The sequence below is a fragment of the Amycolatopsis xylanica genome (assembly GCF_900107045.1).
GTDB lineage: Bacteria > Actinomycetota > Actinomycetes > Mycobacteriales > Pseudonocardiaceae > Amycolatopsis > Amycolatopsis xylanica.
In genome coordinates this window covers 198,990-216,656 of the sequence record NZ_FNON01000007.1, presented here as the reverse complement: position 1 = coordinate 216,656, position 17,667 = coordinate 198,990, and the positions used below count along the sequence as shown (strand labels likewise).

Sequence of the window (17,667 nt, the reverse complement as noted above, 5' to 3'; positions counted from 1 at the left end):
AGTGTCCGAGATCAGAACGCCACTCGCCGTGCACCGGACCATTCTCGCCGTCGACGTGCGGGGCTTCGGGGATCACCGCAGAACGACCCCGCACCAGGTGGCCGTGCGCGACGGGATGTACCGCGCGGTCAAGCGAGCGTTCCGGGCGGCGGGCCTGTCGTGGGACGACTGCCATCGCGAGGATCGCGGCGACGGCGTGTTCCTGCTCGCGCCCGCGGAGACGCCGAAGGGGCCGTTCGTCGAGACCTTGCCGCTCGCGGTGGTCGCGGAGTTGCGTGCGCACAACGCGAACCATCCGCCCGAGGAGCGGATCCGGCTGCGGATGGCGCTGCACGCCGGCGAGGTCACCTTCGACGACCACGGTGTCACGGCGGGCTCGGTCAATTTGACGTTCCGGCTGCTGGACGCGCCCGCGGTGAAGAAGGCGCTGGCCGAATCGCCCGGTGTGCTGGCGCTGATCGCCTCGGGGTGGTTCTACGACGAGGTCGTGCGCAACAGCGCGGTCCTCGACGCGGCGACGTTCCGGCCGGTACGGGTGGCGGTCAAGGAGACCACCACGATCGCGTGGGTCTCCTTGCCCGATCATCCTTACCTTGAGGGCACGGCTCTTGAGGGCACGGCCGAAGCTGAGCCGCCGCCCGGCGCGGCGATCACGATGACCGCGACCGCCTCGGACAGCGGCCGCGTCTACCAAGCGGCACGGGATCAGCACATCACCGAGAGGTGACCGATGGAGCCCAGCGACCCGCCGACCACGCCGCTGCGCGGGATCCACCTCGAGGCACACGCTTCCGGCGACGCGCGGATCCAGCTCGCGGCCCGGGATCAGCACATCTACTACCGCGATGGCGTGCGTGCCCGGCGCCGGACGGTCGCGGGCGGTCCCGTGCCGGAGTGCCCGTATCCGGGACTGGCCGCGTTCGGGCCGGAGCAGGCCGACTGGTTCTTCGGGCGGGACGGGCTCGTCGCGGAGCTGATCGACCGCCTCGACCGGCGGCTGGACAGCGGCGGTGTCCAGGTGGTGCTGGCACCGTCGGGAGCGGGGAAGTCGTCGCTGCTGAGGGCCGGGCTGCTGCCCGCACTCGACCGCGCCGCGTTGCCGGGCTCGGACCGGTGGCCGAAGCTGGTGCTGACGCCGACCACCGACCCGTTGTGGGTGCTGGCCGCCAATCTCGCCGCGCTGACCGGCGGCGACGTGGTCGCGACCGTCGAGGAACTCACCACCGATCCGCGCCGGTGCGTGCCGATGCTGGCACGGGCGTCGCGCGGACCCAGCGGCGGCCCGGACACCCGGGTCGTGGTGGTGGTCGACCAGTTCGAGGAACTGTTCACGCTGTGCGCCGACGACCGGCAGCGGCGGGTGTTCATCGACCTGCTCGTCCACCTGGCGGAGTCCGACGCCGGGCTGGTCGTGATCGGCGTGCGCGCGGACTTCTACCCGGCGTGCGCCGACCGGCCCCGGCTGCGTGCCGCGTTGCAGGACGCCCCGCTGGTGGTCGGGCCGATGTCCGAGCCGGAACTGCGCGAGGCGATCCTCTACCCGGCCGAGGCCGCCGGACTGCAGATCGAGCCCGGCCTGGTCGAACTGCTGCTGCGCGACCTCGGCGCCACGGCGAACGCGGGCGCCGACCGCGAGGCAGGCTACGAGGCGGGCCGGTTGCCGTTGCTGGCGCACGCTTTGCGCGTCTGCTGGCAGCAGCGCAACGGCTCGACCCTGACGGTACGGGGCTATCAGGACGCGGGCGGCATCCAGCACGCCATCGCCACCACGGCCGACCGCGTGCACGACGGCCTCGACGCCGCCGGACGGCTGGTGGCCCGCGCGCTGTTCCTCCGGCTGATCCGGATCGGCGAAGGCACCGAAGACGTTCGCCGCAGCGTTTCGCGTGCCGGTCTGCTGGCCGCGAGCGCGGATCCCGCGGCCACTTTGGCTGTACTGGCCGTATTCACCCAGGCGCGGCTGCTCACCCAGCGAGAGGACACGGTCGAAGTCACCCACGAGGCGTTGCTGACCAGCTGGCCACGCCTGCGGGAGTGGATCGGCGCCGACCGCGACTGGCTGCGCGCGCATCAGCAGATCGCCGATGACACCGAGTCGTGGCGGCGCGGCGGTCGCGATGTTTCGTTGCTGTACCGGGGAACCCGGCTCGCGGTCGCGCGACAATGGCTGCCCGCGCACGGTGGTGATTTGAACGAGGCCGAGCGCGACTACCTCGACAGGTCCTATGCGCAACAGCGCACCCAGACTCGCAGGCGACTGGCGCTGCGTTCCGGGCTGGCGCTGGTCGTCGTGGTCGCGCTCGTGTTGGGCGCGCTTTATTGGTACACGAATCGGCAACGTGATCAGGCGCAGGTGCTCGCCGACTCGCGGGCGCTGGCGCAGGCGTCGCAGGACGTCGCGACCTCCGACCCGGCGTTGTCGGTGATGACCGCTCTCGCCGCATACCGGACGGCACCGACGCAGGAGGCGCGCAATCAGCTTTTGCGTGAGTACCTCAAGCATTCCCAGTCCACGAAGGTCCTTTCCGGACTATCGGGCAAGCTCAAGGTGTCGCACACGAGCCGGGACGGCGAAGTGGTGTTCGCCAGCACGGACATGGGCCGCTCGACGCTGTTCGTCCACGCCGCCACCGGGACGGTGCGTGCCGAGCCGCTGGCAGCCGGGTACGTGGTCTACAGCATGGTCGCCCCGGACGGGAAACGCGCCGCGTTCATCGACGAGACGGGGACACCTGGCTGGTTCGATGTCGGCGTGGACGGGACCACCGGCCCGGTGCGGCGGCTGCCGAAGGTGGCGGGCTTCACGGTGTTCTACAACGCGCCGCAGGACGCGGCGGCGCTCTCGGCGGACGGCAGGATGATCGCGGTCGGCATGAAGGACCGCCTCGTGTGGTGGGACCTGGAAACAGGGGTCAAGACCGAACTCGCCGCACCGCCCGGCACCGTCAACGGGCTCTGGATCGGCGCGGACGACCGGACGCTGCTGGTGAAGACCGTGGGCGAGCAGCGTGACTACGGCCTCGTCGCCGTCGACCTGAGCACCGGTCTGTCGCGGGCCGTGCTGGACCGGGCCCAGGACCGGCAATTCCTGATGTCCGGCGACCGGACGGCCGTCGCGACCTGCCTGCCACAGGGCGATGACCAGTCCGTATACCAGCTTGTACGGGTTGCTGATGGCGCCGCGCTGGGCAGCCCTTATCCGACCAAGTCGGTCCATTGCGGACTGGTCGGCTTGGACGCGGATGGACGGCGGGTACTGGTGAAGGACGAAGATGGAAGTCTTCTGGATTTGGTGCGGGGAGCCAAGCTCAGTTCCGGCATCCAGCTGCCCGGCCTCGCCACTCCGATCACGGATCTGATCGCGTCAGGTGACAAGCTTCTGGTGGCCTACATGGATACCGCGCAGCTCACCTATACCGAACTGCCACCCGGCACGAGGACGCTGTCCGTCGTCACCCAGGTGCTGACTCGCGATGGCGCGAAGACGATCAGCCTGCTGAAGGACGGCTCGCTCCAGCTGCGCCCGGCTGACGATGACGACGACCGGCTGCTGGCCAGGGCGCCCGCGCCGCAGCCCGCCTGGGATCCGGACGGCAACACGCTCGGGCTCAGTGGCGACGGCACGCTGCTCGTCAACCGCGAGGGCTCGAACGTGGTGGTGGTCAGGGAAACCGAGAGCCTGCGCGAGGTCTCCCGCATCACCACCGCGCGCCCGACCAGCCCGCCACCGACCACGGTCGGCGACTACCTCGCGACCGGGCACAAGCAGCCGGACAACAACTTCGGCTACTACTTCGACCACAGCGGGAACCTGCTGACCGTCGCCGACACCCAGGTGCAGTCCTGGGACCCGAGAACCGGGGACCAGATCGCACATTGGGACGCGCGCGCCGTGCTGCCGCCCGGGGGTGAGATCAATTCGGTCGGCCCCTATCCGGCGGCCAACCAGGTCGCGGTGGTCATCTCCGGCGACCCCGTCGTCCGGATCGTCGACCTGATCACCGGCCGCACGACGACGACCGTGGAGACCACGCCCGACCTGATCAGCATCCAGTTCGACGCCGGCGGCCGCTATTTCGCTCTGCTGCGGCAGGCGTCGGTCGTCGAACTCTGGCGCCGAGATCCGTCACGCAGGGAGCTCGGGCCTTTCCACAGCTTGACCGGCATCAACTCGACGCCGTGGGTGGCGCGATTCCTTGGCGGCGACGGCCGTTTCGTGATCGCCGCCAACAACTCGATCCGCATCCATCAGATCGGGTCGCAGGCGCCGGTCGACAGCTACGAGTTCGGGCATCCCAACGGCAGTGGGCAGGGAAGTCCGTACTACTTCATCGACCTCTCAAGTGACGGCAAGACCGTGCTCTACGCGGACGACAAAGGCATCGGCGGCACGCTCTCACTCGACCCTGCCAGCTGGATGCCCAAGCTGTGCGGCGCCATCGGCTACCGCGACTTCACCCCGGACGAACGCGCCGCCCTGCCCGCCTCCGCCCCGCCCGGCCACCTCTGCCAGCCCACGGGCTAAGCAGTCGTGAGTGGTACGGCCGGTTCTATTGAGGGGAAGGGCAAATGTGGCGTGCCCGATGCGGCTGGGTGAGGGCCTTCCTTACCCGGTTGCAGGTGGTCAGGGCCTCCCTCACCCGATATTTCGGGTGAGGGAGGCCCTGACTCGGTGGGTTCGGGTGAGGGAGGCCCTGACCCAAGCCCGCCGACTGCGAGGCGGGTCCCTCGGGGGTCGTGAGTGTTTAGGCCGGTTAGAACCGGCGGTACCACTCACGACCCCCGAGCCCAAGCCGACAGTCACGCCACCTTTGCGTTCCCCCTCAATAAGCGGTCGGAACACTCACGACCCCCCGGGCAGAAGGCGCACTCCGGTGTCCAAGGGGGACTGTCCTTTGTGTTGCCCCATGGGACGGTCGTTCCGTTCGCACCTCTTCGTGCACTTTGGACGGTTCAGTGTCCAAGCCCGGCCGGGCATTCTCGAGGCCGGGCGCAGCAAGGGGCTGTTCCGCCTGGGGGTTTCACATCATCAGTAGTGGGGAATTTCAATGGCTGATCCGGTAGGTCCGCTGTACGCCGCTGGCATCTCACCGATCACGAAGAGCGGCTACACCATCAACTTCCTGCCTGACGCGCACAACTACGAGCTGCAGGCCGAGGGCAAGGCGCCGGTTTACTACTACCTGCCGAACGAGGTGCGCCTCGCCAGGCGCAACGGGGACACCGGCGACTACATCTTCTCGATGATCCACTTCGTCGGGGTGCGCGGCGACAGCACGCATGTCGGGGTGCCGGGCAAGGAAGAGGTGACGGGTGGCCTGCTCGGGTTCTCGACCACGTCGGCGCCTCCGGGCAACCTCATGAAGGAGGCCCAGCAGCAGATCATCGACATGTACCGCGGGAACTCCAACCGCTGGTGGGGGTGGCGCAACAACGTCCAGCCCGTGTTCCGGCCGGTGCCCGTGGTCAGCAACACCACCACCGTGACCAACCTTTCGCCGAACCCGGACGGCTCCGTTCCCGTCGTCACCCCGCCGGGTGCGCCTGCCGCGAGCCGGGGGTTGCCGCCCGCCATCCAGTCGGCGTCCGGGGTCGTGTCTCGGAAGGCGCCGCGGTCCGTGCCGCGGGACGGGGAACTGCGGGCCAGCAACCTCGACCCGTGGTACGTCCACATGCAGGGGCAGGGCCCCGGCTCGGTCACCCCGGAGGCGCACAACGCCTACTCCGGCCTGATGGGCAGCCTGCCCGCCGCGCTCGTGTGGACCTCGTTCCACGGTGGCACCGGCGGCTTCAGTGTCTGGCAGAACCTCAAGCTGCGCGTGGTCAGCCCGGTGATCACCCTCGACATCGTGGGTGACTGGGACCGCATCCAGGATCACTTCTCCGCGGCCGCGCACGGTGGCGGCTGGTTCTGGTCGGCCGACATCAAGGCGGCCTTCAACAATATGCGCCAGGACGGCACGATCACCGTCAACTGCTTCGTCGACACCACGCTGCCCGACGCCGCGAAACTGACCGAGCAGATCGAGAAGCGCAGTGACCTGGTGTTCCAGAAGTTCATGGAGCAGGCGCAGAAGGTCATCTTCGACCCGCCCGCATTCAACGAGGAGCCAGCCAAGGCCAGCGGCGGCTTCCTCGGGCTCGGCGGCGGCGCCGCGTTCAAGCTGCGCCGCGACAAGACGCACCTGCACCTCGAGTACCACGAGAAGCGCGAGATCGCGTACTTCCAGGACTTCCCGATCAGCGGCCAGCTGCAGGGTCTCTACGACGAGATCAAGGCGGACCCGGCCAACGAGAAGAAGTACTTCACCACGCTGTACCTGTCCGACTGGGAGCGCAAGGTCTCGCGCACGGTCGTGCCGATCGTGAACTGGCCGGACGCCGCCCGCAAGTGGGTCGGCCAGCCGTGCGCGATGCTGTCGGCGCAGATCGGGTACCCGAACACCGCGGGCGTCGTGCAGTGGGACGGCCACCTGTTCCAGCGCACCGACGACCCGGCCAAGGCCAACTGGTCGACCGCGGTCGAGATGAAGAGCGCGGCGGACGTGCAGAACGCGCCGGCCGGCTGGACGCCGGACAAGACCTTCGTCAAGCGCAAGGTCCACTTCACCGAGCCGCCGAGCCCGCTGGAGAACCCGAACGTCCGGGTCGACATCGAGAAGAACGTCGTCGACCTCGACCCCGGTGAGCTGGGCACGCTGACCAACGAGATCAACCTCGAGGTCCGCGTCGACGAGGTGGGCGGGCTCGCCGTCGGGCCGATCGGGCTCAACGTCGACCTGGAGACCCCGAAGCAGTTCGTCGAGGTCACCTTCCAGGCGCAGGGCAAGAAGGCGGACGGCACCGAGCGCGCGCCGGTCAAGTTCAGCTGGGCCTACGGCGACCAGTACGAACCCCGCTTCTGGATGCTCTTCACCGGGCAGCCCGACTTCATGCCGAGGTTCAAGTACCAGGTCAAGGTGATCGTCAAGGGCAGCATCTTCACCAAGGGCATGGAGTGGACCGGCCCGTGGCAGGACTCCGCGGCCAGCGGCCCGCTGATGGTGACCGTGCCGACGCCGGAGGACGAGGGCGTCACCACCAAGAGCCTGGTCGCGCGCAGCGAGATGCCGGCGCTGCCCGTCGCCGCGAACCGGCCTTCGCTGCCCGCCAACCCGGAGTTGCCGGTCAGCGAGGCCAACGGCGTCGAGGCCGACGGCAACGGCTGGCACTCGCCTTCCGCGGCCCCTTCGGCCGACGCTCCCGTGGCCGCCGAGGCCGAGGAGTCGGTGTTCGAGTCGTACTCCCCGGCGGGGGCGTGAGCACCACCGCCATCGGCAGTGCACCCCGGGTTCGCCGGGACGGCGACGGCAGGCCGGTCTTCGGCCTGACCGTCGCGCTGTCCCGGCGGCCCCGGCCGGACGAGACCTCCGTCCGGCACCTGGTCGAGCACGGCCAGTGCGGGTTCGAGCTGTCGGTGGCTGACGCGGCCACCTCCTTCCGCACGGTCGACGCCGTGCTCGCCGACGGGGACACCGAGCTGGCCAAGGCGTCCGGCGCGGGCGGCGACCCCGTGCTCGCCCTGAGCATGATCCTCGACGTGCCAAGGACTTTGGCGGTCCTCGACGCGCTCGACGGCAAGCCGGGCAGCCTCGCGATCACCGTGCGCGGCACGTACGGCACCGCGGGCGCGAAACGTTCGGTCCGCCTGCGCGGCAAGTGGCTCGACGTGCACCGCAGGCTGGCGAACATGGCCGACGCCGACGGCAAACTCCGCCACGCCCAGGTGTACGCGGTCCTCACCTATCTGCTCGGCGACGGCACCGTGCTGGTGTCCATCGACGGCACCGACTTCCCCGGTGGTGTGCCGGAGGAGGCGAAGGACGCGGTCGCCGCCGCTTGGCTGCGCGCGATGTCCTTTTTGGTCAAACGCGAGACTCCGGACCTCCCGGCCACCGACCCGGCGAACCGGTACTCGCTGAAGGCGGCGCCGAGCGCCGGGTTCCCGATGGACGTCACGGTCACCACCACGGTGCCGGGCAGTGCCGAAACCGCTTGGCGCACCCCGCTTTCCGACGTGCTCGGCGGGCTGCTCACCGGGACCGGCGACGACCGCTACGTCCGCTACGTGGTGCTGGGGGAGGACGAGCCTGCCCCGGGTGCCCGCGCGACGCGGCGCCCGCCCGGCCCGCCACCCCCACCGCCCGCGCCCCAGCTGCCGCTGGCGTGGGACGGGCTGTACCCCCGCGACGCGGCACGGGCCAACGTCCGCTGGTATCAGCCGCAGTTCCGGCTGCTGCCGACCGCCGCGGACAGCCCGCGTGACGGCGCCGGGTTCCTGTTCACGTTCGCGCAGCGCGCCGGTGGCGGGCTGACCGGCAAGGTCACCTTCCGGCTGAGCCAGTCCACCGCCGAAGAGGCGGCGGCCGCCAGCGGGGCCCCGCTGGCGAACATGCGGTCGCTGCTCACCGGCTCGCCGTCGATGACGCTGTACGTCCCCTTCAAGGACGCGGCCACCGGGCAGACCCGCACTCAGCCGTTCGGCGCCAGGATCAGCCTGACGGGCACCGTCTGGACCGCGGAGGTGGACCTGCTCGACGACTGGGTACGGCTGGCGTACGGCGCGCTTTCCGCACCGGGCTTCCAAAGCAGGCCCGCGGAGTTCGTCGTCTCGTACTCCTACGAATCGACGTACAAGGGCGACGCGGCATTCCGCGCGGCGGAACCGGGCAGCCGGGCGGTCGAAGCGGTGGACGGGCACGGGCCGAGCATCGCGCTGCAGGACGGCGGCGACCCGCCGCCGATCCAGGCCGATCCCCGGCAGCAATGGCACGTGACCACCGAAGAGGTCGGGCAGCACAGCACCACGCTGTTCCCGTGCAGTACCTACAAAGGCCGCTATCGGCAGCAGTTCGCCGACGGGGAGCGGATCATCGGCTGCCAGGACGCGCTGCGCCTCGGCGAGGTGAACCTGCAGCAGTACGCCGAGATCACCGATCTCGCCACCGACTTCGGCACGCACTGCAAGGTCTTCCGGTCGCTGCAGCAGCCGAGCCAGTTCCTCGTGGTGCCCGCCCGCTACCGGATCACCCGGTTCCCGGCCGACGACCCGAACGGCAGGGCGTTCCGGCCCGACGTGGTCGTCTACGCGGTGCTCGGCACCAAGCCGGAGGACAGCCGGTATCACCTCACGGCCGCGTTGCAGCCGGACCTCGCGCCGGACGTGCGGCGTGATCTCGAGTACCGGCTGATTTCCTATGCCGTGCCAGGGGTCCCGCCGCGCCTGGTGTTCCCGACGGACACCACGGTCAACGCGGGCGCGAGTTACCGCTGGGCCGACACCGGGCATGCGGAGCGGCCCGAGGTCCAGCCGCAGGCGTGGGACAACCTGCGGGTCGAACTGGCCAGCGGGGTCGAGAACACCTTGCTGGTGCTCGAAATGATCGGCAAGAACGGCTACTCGGGCACGGTCACGTTCACCTTGCCGGACGGCATGACCGTGGCGTCGCAGCTGCTGCTCGACTCGTACGTGGCCGGTCCGCCCGCCACCGGGCCGGTGCCGTCGACCGTCACCGGCACGACCGTGACGCTCACCAACCGGATCGAGCGGGCGGTCACCGTGCCGGAGCTGCTGACCTTCACCGTGGCGGGAGCCCGTGGCACGGTCGCGTCGGGACAGACCATCGCGCCGGGCGCGGCACTGCAGGTCACCGTGCCCGCCGGGGTCGCACAGGCCTGGCCGCGGTGCGTGCCGGCCGGTGGCCCGCTGAAGGTCGAAGAGCTGCGCGTGTTCGTCCGTGACGTGCAGACCGACCTCGTGGTGGTCGACCTGACCGACCACGCGGCGCGGGGCATCAAGCGGCTGCACGTCGGCGCGCGGGTGCACGCGGCCGACCCGGTCGAGGTCGGCGGTGACTTCCCGGACACCCGGGAGGTCCGGCTGCGGCTGACCCTGCCGGTCACCGACTACCTGCGTGCCAACAGCGTCGAGCTGCGCTTCACCAGGGAGATGGCCGACGGCAGCACGGTGACCGGCCCGTGGCTGCCGTGGGACACCGCGCGCGCGGGCAACGTGGTCTCGGCCGGCTGGGACCTGATTTCCAAGACATAGGAGAAAACCATGGCACTACTGGACTCGCTGGAGGCGGCGAATCCGTTGCGCGCCACGGCGGCGGCCGCGGCCGACATGTACGGCTTCTGTTCGATCGAGACCTTCGCCAGCACGAGCGGCCTGCGCTACACCCACGAGGACGCGCAGGGCTTCCACGACTACGTCGCCCAGTTCACCACGCCGAACTTCTGGTTCAAGGACCAGAACGTCACGCCGTGGGTGTGGGACAAGAACTACGACAACTACCAGGACCAGTTCGGTTTCGACGCGTCCTGTGTCTCCTACCATTCCGGCCACGGGGACATGGACAGGAACACCGGCGTCTACCGGGCGCCGATGGGCGCGGCGTGGAACGGCGCCGACTGGATCTACTCCGACGCGATGCGCCTCGGCGACAACAACGCCCGCTACCTGTTCTTCTCCACCTGCCTCTCGCTGCGGGTGCACGACGGCATGACGCCGGTGAAGACCTGGCACGGCGCGAACGGCGGCTTCCGCATGCTGTTCGGGTTCGAGACCGAAAGCATCGACGATCCCAACTACGGCAAGTACTTCTGGGAGGAGTGGAACAAGAACAAGGCGTTCTCGAAGGCCTGGATGGACGCGAGCTGGCGCATCGACCGCCACCAGGCGCCGTCGGTGATGGCGTGCGGCGCGACCGACGTCGAGGCGCGTAACCGGCTCGACAACGAGCGGCAGTTCGACCGGACCGCCGCGACGCCGTCGTTCTACACCTGGCGCTGGTTCGATCCGGAACCGCGTGGCGCGCGCCGGTCGCCGAACGCCGAGCTGCCCGACCGGCTGGCGGTCGCGCGGCTGCACGCGCCCGCCCCGGTCGAGCGCGGCGCGCTGGGGGAGCGGTTCGGTCTCTCGACGCGGTCGGCTTCGCTGGACGCGCACGTGTCCGTCGGCGAGGACGGCTTCTGGGAGGCGCGGCTCGCGCACCCGGCCGAGCCGGGCGCCGACCCCGGCGTGCGCACCGTGCGGCTGGCCGCCGAGCGCGCGGTCGAGCGCTACGGTCTCGCCGACGCGGTCGACCTCGTTTTCGACGAGGTGCGCTACGAGCACGTGGCCTCGGCGGGCACCGACGGCTCCGGCACCGAGGCCCAGGTGCGCGAGGCGGTGGTCACCTTCCGCCAGGTGGTCAACGGGATCCCGGTGACCTCACCCGGCTACGGCGAGGTCCGCGTCCGCGTCGACTCCGGCGGCACGGTCACCTCGGTCAGCGACACGTCGCGGCCGGTCGCCGAGCTGATCGAGCGGTCACGCGCCGACGCGGGCCCCGACCTGGAGTCCGCCGACGGCGTCGAGAACGCGGTCGACGCGGCGGTCCGCCGCCGTGTCCGCTCGGTGACCGGCGAGGCCAACGACGCCGAGACGGTCGCGGGGTCCGCCGAGGTCGGCTACGACCTGAGCGGCTCGTACGCCGACGTCGTCGCGTCGCGCACGGTCCGCGTCGACTGCGGCGAAGGCCTGGTCAAGCGCTACCGCGTCCAGGTTCCCGTTACGGCATAAGGGAGTCGTGAGTGTTCCGGCCGGTTCTAACCGGCCGGAACACTCACGACCTGCTAGCAGGGGCCGCTGTCCGTCCAGACGCCCCATTGCCCGGTGGTGCCGGGTTCCTCGCCTTGCGTCCACCACTTGGCCGTCCACTTGTGGCCGTTGTGCGCGACCACGTTGCCCTGCGTGTAGACGCTCGTCTTCTGCCACTCCGCCGCGGTGCAGCTGCCCGGCGGGTTCGACGTGGTCGGCGTCGTGGGCGGGGTGCTGGTCGGCGGGGTCGCGCCGGCGAAGCGGGTGCTGAACTTCGTGAAGTCCCAGTCGTTCTGCGGGACGTTGCTGCACACACCGTTGTCGGTGGTGCCGACGCACTGGCGGTCCCGGTTGACCGACCAGAACGTGAAGCGGCCGAGCTTGTGGCCGACCGCGTAGTCGTAGACGGTCTGGAAGTCGGCGACGTAGAACATCTCCGACACGTCGGATTTCCCGTTCATACCTGAGAAACCCGCGTGCGCGTACGCGGTCGCGCTGTCCCAGCCCATGTGGTTCATCAGCAGGCCGTGAAAGGCCTCCAGCGCGGACACCTGCGACGAGCCGCCGTTGAAGCCGCCGTCGAACGGCATGATCGAGAAGTTGTCCGGGGTGAACCCGATCGACTTGGCCTTGTCGATGAGCAGGGTGCCGAACCAGCCGGTGCCCGCGGCGGTGCCGGGCATGGTCACCGAGACGAACAGGCCGGGATTGGTGGCCTGCAACGTTTTCGCCGCGCCCAGCTCGTTCGCGATGGCGGCGTCGTTCTCGTACTCCGGCTCCTCGAGGTCGAAGTCGATCGCCTTCAGGCCGTACTTGGTGATCACCTGCTGGTACGCGGCCGCGGTCGCGGACACACTGCCGCAGGTCTGGCCGAGTTTCGTCCCGCCGTACCCGCCGACGGACACCGACACGTCACCGCCAGCGCCCCGGATCCGGCTGATCACCCCGGCGACCGCGGTGTCGGACGAAACGGCCGAGACGCCGTCCCAGGTCGGCGAGCAGCCGCCGCCGTTCGGCGCGAGGATGAACGCGAGCTGGAACGCCTTCTGGCCGGTGGCGGCCATGACGGCGACCGGGTCGGGCGGGTTGTTGCTGACGGGCATCAGATACGGGGCCGAGGCGTACCAATTGCTGCCCAACGCCTCGGTGTCGGCTTGGGCGTTGGTGGTGACGGCGAGCGTCGCGGCGGTTCCGGCGAGGACGGCGGCGAGCCCGACGGCGGCCAGTCTGCTTCGTTGCATCTGTCCTCCTGCTGTCGAGTACTCGACAGCATTGGACTAGACCAATGCGAAAGTCAAGAAAAGTGCCCGGTATGACGGGATAAAGCCCGCTTTATCCCGTCATACCGTCAGCCTTCGAGGTCGCCTTCGAGCTTCAGGTAGACCTCGCGCATCTGGTCGAGCAGGCCGGCGTCGGGCTCGGCCCAGAGGCCGCGGTCCGCCGCCTCGGTGAGCCGCTCGATGATCCCGCGCAGCGCCCACGGGTTCGCCTTGCGCATGAACTCCTGGTTCTCGGCGTCGAGCACATAGGACTCGGTGAGCTTTTCGTACATCCAGTCGCCGACCACGCCCGCGGTCGCGTCGAAGCCAAACAGGTAGTCGACCGTGGCGGCGAGTTCGAACGCGCCCTTGTAGCCGTGCTTGCGCATCGCGGCGAGCCAGCGCGGGTTGACCACGCGGGCGCGGAACACGCGCGCGGTCTCTTCGCCGAGCGTGCGCGTGCGGACCGCGTCCGGGGTGGTGCTGTCGCCGACGTAGGACACGGGCGCGGTGCCGGTGAGCGCCTGCACGGTCGCGATCATGCCGCCGTGGTACTGGAAGTAGTCGTCGGAGTCGGCGATGTCGTGCTCGCGGGTGTCGGTGTTCTTGGCCGCGACCACGATCCGCTTGTACGAGTTCTCCATGTCCTCGCGCGCCGGCCTGCCGTCGAGGCCGCGGCCGTAGGCGAAGCCGCCCCAGACCGCGTAGACCTCGGCGAGGTCGGCGTTGCCGCGCCAGTTCCCCGAGTCCATCAACGGCAGCAGCCCGGCGCCGTAGGCACCCGGCTTCGAGCCGAAGATCCGGGTGGTGGCGCGGCGCGCGTCGCCGTGCGCGGCCAGGTCGGCGCGGGTGTGCGCGCGGACGTAGTTGTCCTCGTCGGACTCGTCGAGACCGGCGACCAGCTGGACCGCGTCGTCGAGCAGGGTGATGACGTGCGGGAACGCGTCGCGGAAGAAGCCGCTGATGCGCACGGTCACGTCGACGCGCGGCCTGCCGAGTTCGGCCAGTGGGATGGCTTCGATGCCGGTGACCCGGCGCGACGCCTCGTCCCAGATCGGCTGGACACCCAGCAGCGCCAGCACTTCCGCCGCGTCGTCGCCGGAGGTGCGCATCGCCGACGTGCCCCAGACGGACAGGCCGACCGAACGCGGCCAGTCGCCGTTGTCCTCGCGGTAGCGGGTCAGCAGCGAGTCCGCGAGCGCCTGCCCGGTCTCCCACGCCAGCCTGCTCGGGATGGCCTTCGGGTCGACCGTGTAGAAGTTGCGGCCCGTCGGGAGCACGTTGATCAGCCCGCGCAGCGGCGAACCGCTGGGCCCGGCCGCGATGTAACCGCCGTCGAGCGCGTGCAGCACGGCGTCGATCTCGCCCTCGGTCCCCGCCAGCCGGGGCACGATCTCGGTGGCCGCGAACCGCAGCACCTTCTCGACCTGCTCGTCGGGGTGATCGAGCACCTCGGCGGCCGCTTCGGGCGCCCAGCCGCGCTCTTCCATCGCGACGACCAGCGCGCGCGCCTTTTGCTCGATCGCGTCCACTTCGGACAGCGGGGCGTCGGAGTTCTCCTTCAACCCCAACGCGGAGCGCAAACCTGGGACGGCGCCCTGCTGACCGCCCCACATCTGCTGTGCGCGCAGCATGGCGAGCACGAGGTTGACACGGGCCTCACCGGTCGGCGCCTCGCCGAGGATGTGCAGGCCGTCGCGGATCTGCGCGTCCTTGACCTCGCAGAGCCAGCCGTCGATGTGCAGCAGGAAGTCGTCGAACTCCGCGTCGTGCGGCCGCTGCTCGACGCCGAGGTCGTGGTCGAGCTTGGCGGCCTGGATGAGCGTCCAGATCTGGGCGCGGACCGCGGGCAGCTTCGCCGGGTCCATCGCGGCGATGTTGGCGTGCTCGTCGAGCAGCTGCTCCAGCCGCGCCATGTCGCCGTAGCTCTCGGCGCGGGCCATCGGCGGGATGAGGTGATCGACGATCGTGGCGTGCGCGCGGCGCTTGGCCTGCGCGCCCTCGCCGGGATCGTTGATCAGGAACGGGTAGATCAGCGGCAGGTTGCCGAGCACGGCGTCCGGCGCGCACGAGGCCGAGAGCCCGGCCGTCTTGCCGGGCAGCCACTCCAGCGAACCGTGCTTGCCCAGGTGGACCACGGCGTGCGCGCCGAACTCCTCCTCGAGCCAGCGATACGCGGCGAGGTAGTGATGGCTCGGTGGCAGATCCGGATTGTGGTAGATCGCCACCGGGTTCTCGCCGAACCCGCGTGGCGGCTGGATCATCAGGATCACGTTGCCGGACTGCAGCGACGCCAGCACGATATCGCCGTTGTCGACGTAGAGCTCACCGGGCGCGGGACCCCAGTGCTCTTCCATGCCCTCGCGCAGATCCGCGGGCAGCTTGTCGAACCACTCCTGGTACCGCGCGGCGGGCACGCGGATCGGGTTGCCAGCCAGCTGTTCTTCGGTGAGCCACTCGGGATCCTGGCCGCCGGCCTCGATCAGCGCGTGGATCAGCGCGTCGCCGTCCGGCTGGTCCGTGCCGGTCGGCTCGACACCAGGGAACGGCTGGTCGCCCAGGTCGTAGCCGAGGTCGCGCATCCGGCGCAGCAGTTTGATGGCGGACGCGGGCGTGTCGAGGCCGACGGCGTTGCCCACTCGCGAGTGCTTGGTCGGATAGGCCGACAGCATGAGCGCGATCTTGCGCTCGGCGTGCGGGGTGTGGCGCAGCCGGGCGTGCGCGAGCGCGATGTTCGCGACGCGGGACGCGCGCTCGGCGTCCGGGACGTAGCGGGGCAGGCCGTCCTCGTCGATCTCCTTGAACGAGAACGGGACCGTGATCAGCCTGCCGTCGAATTCCGGCACGGCCATCTGGTTGCCCGCGTCGAGCGGGGAGAGGCCGTCGTCGCTGGCCTCCCAGGTCTCGTGGTCGCTGGTCAGGCACAACGCCTGCAGGATCGGGATGTCGAGCGCCGCCATCTCGGCGACGTCCCAGGCTTCGTCGTCGCCACCGGCGCCGACCTCGGACGGCCGGGTGCCGCCCGCGGCGAGCACGGTGACCAGCAGCGCGTCGGCCTTGGCCAGCTCGGCCATCATCTCCGGCTCGCGGCTGCGCAGCGACGCGCAGTGGATCGGCAGCGCGCGCCCGCCCGCGTCCTCGATCGCGTCGGCGAGGCTGTGCACGAAGGCGGTGTTCCCGGACAGGTGGTGCGCCCGGTAGTAGAGGATCGCGATGACCGGGCCGGTCGCGTCGCCCGGTTCCGGCCGGTCGAGCACACCCCAGAGCGGCTGCTGGGCGGGCGGTTCGAAGCCGTCGCCGGTGAGCAGGAGCGTGTCCGAGAGGAACCGGTGCAGCTGCGTGAGGTTCTCGGGGCCGCCCTGCGCGAGGTACGCGTGCGCCTCGGCCGCGATACCGGCCGGGACCGTCGACAGCTTCATGAGCTGGGCGTCCGGGGTCTGCTCGCCGCCGAGCACGACGACATGCGCACCGCTCGCGCGGACGGTGTCGAGACCCTCCTGCCACTCCCGCTCGGAGCCGAGGATGCGGACGACCACGATCTTCACGCCGTCGAGCAGCGCGGGCAGGCCGGCCAGGTCGAGCCGGGCCGGGTTGGCGAGGCGCCACTCGGCTTCGCCGGATCGGGCGCTGAGCAGGTCGGTGTCCGATGTGGACAGCAGCAGGATCACAGCGTGGAGCTCCTCTCGGGGTGTCCTCGCCCCGGGTAGTCGTACGCGCCTGCCGGAGTTCCTGGCTCCCGGAGAGGTCTCCGGTCACAGTGGCGGGACCGCCCCGGGTTCACACCGGGTTCCTCCACCTGCCGACGCGAGGGTGCGCCGCTCACTCTCCGGGCCGCGCACCCCCCACGTCAAGGTGACGTCAGCTGACCCGTGCCGCCACGATCGGCCGCTGCGCGACGGTGTACGTCCGAGTGGACGAAGAGTTGACACTCCACCGGTAGCGGGTGAACCGGCCGGTGGCGTTCGAGGCGTAGAACATCATGTGGCCGTAGCCCGCGCCCTGCCTGGCCGTCGCCGCGTCGACCAGCCGGACGTCGGGGAAGGCGGCGTAGTTCCCGATGCCGAACTCGCCGTGCGGGTCGGAGGTGCAGTCGACGATCTCGACCGCGTACTGGGTCTCGCCGTCGAAGTTGAGCGTGCTGCTCGGCGCGACGTAGACGCCCTTGATCTCGCGGACCATGACGATGTGGCCGGTGTTGCCCGCCTGGTCGTTGACGTAGTCGATCGCGATCAGGTCGCCGGGCCGCAGCGCGGCGACGTTCGGCACCGGCTCGAAGTGCGGGATCGAGGTGTTCGCGAGCTTGTCGCGGTAGACGCGGGCGGTCGGGCTCTGCGAGCCGAAGTACGTCCCGAAGAACGCGTCGGTCGCCCAGTCCGGGTAGGTGTGGCGCAGCACGTGCGTCTGGAACGAGGCGCACTGGCTCTTGTTGACCCAGGTCGGCGGCTGCCCCGGCGTGCCCCAGGTGACGGTGTTGGCCTCGTCGGCCAGCTTGTAGACGTTGTTGGCCGCTGGCGCCAGCGTCAGGTAGTCGACGAGCTGCTCGGCCTCGATCAGGTGCGGGATCTTCGACGGGTACGGGTCGGCCGGATAGGTGGGGTCGGCGACGGCCCGCGTGCTCCCGGCGGCGACGGCGGCGACCGCTCCGGTCGCGCCTCCCAGCATCGCGCGGCGGGTGAACACGGCACTGCCCATAGGTCTTCTCCTCCATCGGGTAACTGCCAGTGTTCTTACTCTCGTTGACTTCCCCTAGATATCCGTTTACCCACCCCTATGCGCTGGCTCGCT

Annotated in this window: 8 protein-coding genes and 1 riboswitch; of the genes, 5 read left to right on the top strand and 3 right to left on the bottom strand. The window is 70.0% G+C overall.

Annotated features, from left to right (window positions below):
* The first annotated feature begins 1 nt into the window (after position 1).
* The 5 genes from BLV57_RS30415 to BLV57_RS30395 all read left to right on the top strand — a co-directional run bounded on the left by BLV57_RS30415 (position 2) and on the right by BLV57_RS30395 (position 11,605).
* Positions 2 to 727 (top strand): nucleotidyl cyclase domain-containing protein, encoded by a 726-nt coding sequence (locus tag BLV57_RS30415; protein WP_245757577.1) that lies wholly within the window; start codon positions 2 to 4, stop codon positions 725 to 727.
* A 3-nt stretch (positions 728 to 730) separates the two neighbouring features.
* Entirely contained in the window at positions 731 to 4,525 is a 3,795-nt protein-coding gene (locus tag BLV57_RS44050) for an nSTAND1 domain-containing NTPase (RefSeq protein ID WP_091294574.1), read from the top strand.
* 523 nt (positions 4,526 to 5,048) lie between these two features.
* A complete protein-coding gene (locus BLV57_RS30405) occupies positions 5,049 to 7,301 on the top strand; it encodes a hypothetical protein (protein ID WP_091294572.1) in 2,253 nt (750 codons plus the stop codon).
* Positions 7,298 to 10,090 carry a hypothetical protein gene (locus BLV57_RS30400; protein ID WP_091294571.1) on the top strand — a complete coding sequence of 931 codons (2,793 nt, stop codon included), beginning with the start codon at positions 7,298 to 7,300 and terminating at the stop codon, positions 10,088 to 10,090. The genes BLV57_RS30405 and BLV57_RS30400 overlap by 4 nt, the downstream gene beginning before the upstream one ends.
* A 9-nt stretch (positions 10,091 to 10,099) precedes the next feature.
* Positions 10,100 to 11,605 carry a DUF6345 domain-containing protein gene (locus BLV57_RS30395; RefSeq protein ID WP_091294569.1) on the top strand — a complete coding sequence of 502 codons (1,506 nt, stop codon included), beginning with the start codon at positions 10,100 to 10,102 and terminating at the stop codon, positions 11,603 to 11,605.
* A gap of 53 nt (positions 11,606 to 11,658) precedes the next feature.
* On the opposite strand, the gene BLV57_RS30390 is transcribed toward BLV57_RS30395, so the two are convergent.
* From BLV57_RS30390 to BLV57_RS30380, 3 genes are all read right to left on the bottom strand, one after another.
* The gene (locus tag BLV57_RS30390) at positions 11,659 to 12,864 is read right to left on the bottom strand and encodes a chitinase (RefSeq protein WP_091294568.1); all 1,206 of its coding nucleotides are present in this window, start codon (positions 12,862 to 12,864) and stop codon (positions 11,659 to 11,661) included.
* Between the two features lie 107 nt (positions 12,865 to 12,971).
* The gene (cobN, locus tag BLV57_RS30385; RefSeq protein WP_091294566.1) at positions 12,972 to 16,550 is read right to left on the bottom strand and encodes a cobaltochelatase subunit CobN; all 3,579 of its coding nucleotides are present in this window, start codon (positions 16,548 to 16,550) and stop codon (positions 12,972 to 12,974) included.
* 55 nt (positions 16,551 to 16,605) lie between these two features.
* A riboswitch (cobalamin riboswitch) is annotated at positions 16,606 to 16,675 on the bottom strand.
* Between the two features lie 65 nt (positions 16,676 to 16,740).
* Positions 16,741 to 17,574 (bottom strand): hypothetical protein, encoded by an 834-nt coding sequence (locus tag BLV57_RS30380; RefSeq protein ID WP_245757576.1) that lies wholly within the window; start codon positions 17,572 to 17,574, stop codon positions 16,741 to 16,743.
* Between the last annotated feature and the right edge of the window lie 93 nt (positions 17,575 to 17,667).